A 1,243-nucleotide genomic window follows, 5' to 3' on the forward strand; every position below is an offset into this window, starting at 1 on the left:
CCTTTTGCCCTTGGGTTAGGCGAGGCTTGGTATCGAGGAAGTCCTGCACCTGTTTGTGGGTAGCAAAAGGCTGATGTTGGTCTTTACCATCATCGATGTTTTGCAAGATGCGCTTTTCAGTCTCCAGCGCGGCGTGCGTCGTCCAGCGTGTGCCGTCACTGTACTCTGCAGAGAGGGTGTCGCTGCGTTTAGTCAGCTCTGTTTCAACCTGCTCTTTGGTAATAGAGCCTCCGGCTTCTTCAAAGGCGTAACGCACCGCTTCCACCACTAAGGCTTTTTGGCTAAACGCCGCTTCTCGCTCTGAGAGGTGGTTCAGGGCAAAGCTGACCGCTTTTTCGATGAGTGGGGCGTTTTGCGCTTTGGCGAGTGCTGACAGTGCCTGACTGACATCCTGCTTTAGCAAATCTTGGGTGGCGTCGTTTAGGTAGCGGTCGTTGACGTTTTGCGTCTGCAGTACACGCTCAATGGCTGACGGGGAGACCTGCTCTTTTTCAAGTGCGCTTTGGGCTTTTGGCTCAATATGGTGGGCGCTATGAACGTAGTCGTATTGCAGCGGCGCGTCTTTTAGGCTCTCTAAGTTGACGCGCTGCGTTTCCCCTTTGCTCTCAAGCGTGAGGCTTTCTTTGTCAATGTGAGTGACAAGGTAGCTTTGGTTCGCGTCCAAGCCAGCAGGGAAGTGTTTGCCTAGCGTTTGAAGGCGTTCGCCTTGGGCGATATTGAGACTTTGCGGTTTATTGATTTGCATCTTCATGTGCTTAAAGGCGCGACTGGACGGGTCAAAGGTGTGTGATTGTCCATCGCGTTTGCTGAGTGCGGTCATGGTGTTGCTCTCTTTGTCGATACTGGCGATGACAAAACTCTGAGGTTTGTTTTTCTCCCAATGGGTGAGTGTCATGCCTGGTTTGTAGTGTTGAACGAGGGGTTGTTGCGCTTTAGAGAGGTGGTGAGGGGTTTGAGTGAATAGGGTGGTTTCGTGTCTGGCGAGGGCGCCGGTATTTTTGAGCTGGCCCCGTATCGCTTCGGTTAACCGCCGCTGCTCGACGCTGGAAGTGGCAATCACTTGCGTGTTGGCTTTATCGGGGAGGTCGGCGTACACCCGCGCTATCCTATCGGTATCATTGTCATGCAGTTTTACGTTGGTGTTGCTGGCTCGCTTGCCAACCCAAGAATGACTCTCCACATTGCCTTTTTGATACAGCGAGATAGCGTTATTGGCTTTAAATCCCTGACGGCTTGATACGCG

The 1,243-nt window shown here is 52.6% G+C and carries 1 pseudogene; it reads right to left on the bottom strand.

Features of this window, described 5'->3' with window-relative positions:
- A pseudogene (locus tag AB4653_RS19770) lies at nucleotides 1-1,243 on the bottom strand (conjugative transfer relaxase/helicase TraI); the annotation flags it as partial.

Origin of the sequence: Vibrio sp. 10N.222.48.A3 (assembly GCF_041475345.1) — a bacterium.
Lineage (GTDB): Bacteria > Pseudomonadota > Gammaproteobacteria > Enterobacterales > Vibrionaceae > Vibrio > Vibrio tasmaniensis_A.